The sequence below is a fragment of the Auraticoccus cholistanensis genome (assembly GCF_009742705.1).
Taxonomy (GTDB): domain Bacteria; phylum Actinomycetota; class Actinomycetes; order Propionibacteriales; family Propionibacteriaceae; genus Auraticoccus; species Auraticoccus cholistanensis.
In genome coordinates this window covers 19,843-23,698 of the sequence record NZ_WPCU01000003.1, presented here as the reverse complement: position 1 = coordinate 23,698, position 3,856 = coordinate 19,843, and the positions used below count along the sequence as shown (strand labels likewise).

Below are 3,856 nucleotides of genomic sequence, written 5' to 3'. Positions count from 1 at the left end.
CCTGACCCGCCCGCGGGCCCCGCGCAGCCGCGGGACCGCGAGCCCCACCGCAGAGGAAAGGCAGTCATGAGCACCATCACCCCGAACCGCCGCGGCACCCGGCGCGGCCTGCGACTCGTCGCCGTGGCGGCGGCGCTGACCGTCGGCCTGGTCAGCGGCTGCAGCGCCGAGGACCCCGACGTCGCCGCCCGCCAGTCCGCCTCGGCCGACCCGAGCAGCAGCGTGGCCATCCCCACCCAGCAGCAGGACGACGCGCTGCGCGAGCGGCTGCCCGCCGACATCCGCGAGGCCGGCCGGCTGGTCTCGGTCAACAGCGGCTCGTTCCCGCCCTACGAGATCATCCAGACCGACGGCAGCGCCTCCGGCGCCAGCGCCGACCTGCTGACCGCGCTCGGCGAGCTGTGGGGCGTGGAGATCGAGCACGAGACGGTCGACGGGCTGTCCTCGGTGCTCACCGGCATCTCGGCGGGCCGCTTCGAGATGGGCTTCGGCCCGGTCGGCGACTTCCCCGAGCGGCAGGAGTCCAACGACTTCGTCGACTACGTGCAGGAGTTCGTGGTGTTCGCGGTCCCGGCCGGCAACCCGGAGGGGATCACCGACCTGGACAGCACCTGCGGCAAGCGGATCGCCGTCCAGGCCGGCGGCTCGGCGGAGAAGGTGATCAAGCAGCAGGCCGAGACCTGCAGCGAGGAGGGCCAGGAGGAGCTGCAGGTGATGTCGTTCAAGGACCAGCCGCAGTCCATCCTGTCGGTGCAGTCGGGACGCGCCGACGCCTTCTTCAGCTCGCAGGCACCGCTGACCTACTTCGTCCAGCAGTCCGGCGGTGAGCTGGAGCTGGCCGGCACCGGGCAGGCCAACGGCTTCGACACCCTGTACCAGGGCGCCGTGGTGAAGAAGGACTCCGAGCTGGCGCCCGTCCTGCAGGACTCCCTGGAGGTGCTCTTCGAGAACGGCACCTACGAGGCGATCATGATCAAGTGGGGTCTGCAGGACAACATGCTGGAGGCACCCGGCATCAACCTCGCGACCACCACGGGCTGAGCCGTGCCGACCCTCGAGAGAGCACTCGTGGACGCCGACGGCCGCGACGTCGCCGGCGCCCGGCACACCTTCCGGTGGGGCCAGTGGGCCGCCCGGGTCGTCGTGCTGGTGGTCGCGGCGATGATCGTGCACTTCCTGGTGACCAACCCCAACTTCGAGTGGGGCACCGTCTGGGCCTGGTTCCGCGCGCCCTCGATCGGACGCGCGCTGTGGACGACGCTGTGGCTCGCCGCGGTGTCGATGGTGCTGGGCACCCTGCTGGGGGTGTTCCTGGCGGTGGCGCGCATGTCGGCCAACCGGCTGCTCAACGGGCTGGCGGGCGTCTACATCTGGTTCTTCCGCGGCACGCCGCTGCTGGTGCAGCTGATCTTCTGGTTCAACCTCGCCGCCCTGCTCCCCCAGATCGGGATCGGGGTGCCGTTCGGCGGCCCGAAGCTCGTCAGCTGGTCGACCAACGACCTCATCACCCCGCTCACCGCGGCGATCCTGGGGCTGGCGCTGAACGAGGCCGCCTACATGGCCGAGGTGATCCGCGGCGGGCTGCTGTCGGTCGACCCGGGCCAGCGGGAGGCGGCGCGGGCGTTCGGCATGAGCTCGGGGCGGGCGCTGCGACGGGTGGTGCTGCCGCAGGCGATGCGGGCGATCATCCCGCCCACCGGGAACCAGCTCATCAGCATGGTGAAGGCCACCTCGCAGGTGTCGGTGATCGCCATGGCGGACCTGCTGTACACGGTGCAGTCGGTGTACAACCGCACGTTCGAGACCATCCCGCTGCTCATCGTGGCGGTGCTGTGGTACCTCATCGTGACGTCGGTGCTGAACGTCGTGCAGGCGTTCATCGAGGACCACTACGCCCGGGGCGAGCGCGGCACGACCGGGCTCCCGGCGATGGTCCGTCGACGCTTGCGGGGACGCCGTGGGGCGGGCCGGGCGGGCGCGCCCGTGACGACGATCGAGCAGGGGGACCGAGCATGAGCCAGACCGGGACGACCACCCGCGCCGGGACCACCGCGGACCACCCGGTGGTCTGCGCCCGCGGGGTGCGCAAGAGCTTCGGCGACCTGCAGGTGCTCAAGGGCATCGACCTGGACGTCCGCCGCGGCGAGGTCGTGGTGGTGCTCGGGCCGTCGGGGTCGGGCAAGTCGACGCTGCTGCGCTGCATCAACCACCTGGAGGTGATGGACGCCGGCTGGATCACCGTCGACGGCGTGCAGATCGGCTACGAGTCCCGGGGCGGACGGCTCTTCCACGCCCGCGACTCGGTGATCGCCCGGCAGCGTCAGCGGGTCGGGATGGTCTTCCAGCAGTTCAACCTGTTCGGGCACATGACCGTGCTGGAGAACCTGATCGAGGCACCGGTGGGGCTGCACGGGGTGCCGCGGGACGAGGCCGTACGGCGGGCCCGCCGGCTGCTCGCCCAGGTGGGCCTGGAGGGCCGCGAGGACTCCTACCCGCGGCAGCTCTCGGGCGGGCAGCAGCAGCGCGTCGCGATCGCGCGGGCGCTGGCGATCGAGCCCGACCTGCTGCTCTTCGACGAGCCCACCAGCGCCCTCGACCCCGAGCTGGTCGGCGAGGTGCTGGGCACCATGCGCGAGCTGGCCGCCGCCGGCTACACCATGGTCGTGGTCACCCACGAGATCTCCTTCGCCCGCGAGGCCGCCGACACGGTGGTGTTCATGGACGACGGGGTCATCGTCGAGCAGGGTCCGCCCGAGGACGTCCTGGGCAACCCGCAGGAGGAGCGCACCAAGGCCTTCCTGCAGCGCTTCCTCTGAGCAGCGGCGACACCTCGGCGCTTGGGGCGCCGCGCGGCCATGGCCTACGATGAGCCGCGCGGCGCCCCGGCGTCCGCGGGGCCATGGCGCAATTGGTAGCGCACCTGCTTTGCAAGCAGGGGGTTACGGGTTCGAGTCCCGTTGGCTCCACAGCTAGGCCAGGTGCCAGTCGTACTCGATGGTGTACCTGGCCCCGTGTTCGCCGACCTGGACGAACTGCGGCACACCGATCTTGGGGTGACGTCCGAGCTCTGCGGGGTCCTGGACCAGGATGGTCAAGGTGATCGGCGTGAACGCCTCGTTCTTGAGCCCTTCGCTGATCGCCTCGATGACGACGTCGTAGGTAGCGCCCGCGATCCCGCCGACCGCTGCCCCTACGGCGGTACCGATGCCCGGGATGACGCTGCCTATCGCGGCTCCGGCGAGCGCGCCAGCAGCGGTCGAGGCAGCCTTGACAGCGGCCTGTCTGACCACGCCGCCCACCTCCGAGTGCAGCTTGGAGAACGTCTCGCCGATCTTCTGGTTGTCCTCTTCGACGAGCAGCAGCGTGACCGCCATGCTCCGGGGCCAGTCGCTGGGACGACGCAGGTCGAAGTCGAGCAGGACGTGCGGGTTCTGCTTCCAGGGGTTGCGGACCCGGTCCTCGGACACGTCTCCGACAGTCCCGCTGTGCTTCAGCTCGAGCGTGGGCTGGTGGTCCGGGCCGACGAGCACGGCCGCCGAGTCTGTGCCGATGGCGCTGAGGAAGACCTCGTCGCTGGCCCCTTGGATGAAGGTGTCGGTGGATTCGTGCTCAGCGAACCCGCGCAGCCGGAACTGCAGGCGGGCGGCGGTCGGCACCTGAGGAGTCGGAGTCGGAACGGCAGGAGGTGGAGCTGGGTCGAAGTCCCCGGCGGCGACGATGCTGAACGGTGGCCCGACCGGGATGAACCTGCCCTGCTCGTCCACCACCGTCGCCCGGCGGACGATCCGATGACCGTCCATGAACCAGATCTGGCTCTCGCCGCTCTCGCTGTGGTGCCACAGGATGTCGGCCTTCC

General features: G+C 70.6%; 4 protein-coding genes and 1 tRNA gene. 4 read left to right on the top strand and 1 reads right to left on the bottom strand.

What is annotated here, in order from left to right; all coding sequences use genetic code 11:
- The first annotated feature begins 66 nt into the window (after window positions 1–66).
- The 4 genes from GC722_RS01125 (at window position 67) to GC722_RS01110 (ending at window position 2,966) form a co-directional block, all read left to right on the top strand.
- Complete coding sequence (locus tag GC722_RS01125) at window positions 67–1,041, top strand: ABC transporter substrate-binding protein (protein ID WP_156607230.1); 975 nt, start codon at window positions 67–69, stop codon at window positions 1,039–1,041.
- 3 nt (window positions 1,042–1,044) lie between these two features.
- Window positions 1,045–2,016 (top strand): amino acid ABC transporter permease, encoded by a 972-nt coding sequence (locus tag GC722_RS01120; protein ID WP_331714264.1) that lies wholly within the window; start codon window positions 1,045–1,047, stop codon window positions 2,014–2,016.
- The gene (locus GC722_RS01115) at window positions 2,013–2,816 is read left to right on the top strand and encodes an amino acid ABC transporter ATP-binding protein (RefSeq protein WP_156607228.1); all 804 of its coding nucleotides are present in this window, start codon (window positions 2,013–2,015) and stop codon (window positions 2,814–2,816) included. The genes GC722_RS01120 and GC722_RS01115 overlap by 4 nt, the downstream gene beginning before the upstream one ends.
- A gap of 77 nt (window positions 2,817–2,893) precedes the next feature.
- Window positions 2,894–2,966 (top strand) — tRNA-Ala (locus GC722_RS01110).
- Window positions 2,967–2,969: 3 nt separating this feature from the next.
- Here GC722_RS01110 and GC722_RS01105 read toward each other — a convergent pair.
- A partial coding sequence (locus GC722_RS01105) for a hypothetical protein (RefSeq protein WP_197429662.1) occupies window positions 2,970–3,856 on the bottom strand: 887 nt, incomplete at its 5' end.

Coding starts and splice junctions, on each gene's coding strand:
- GC722_RS01115 (WP_156607228.1), top strand. CDS start 2,013: ATGAGCCAGACCGGGACGACCACCCGCGCCGGGACCACCGCGGACCAC.
- GC722_RS01125 (WP_156607230.1), top strand. CDS start 67: ATGAGCACCATCACCCCGAACCGCCGCGGCACCCGGCGCGGCCTGCGA.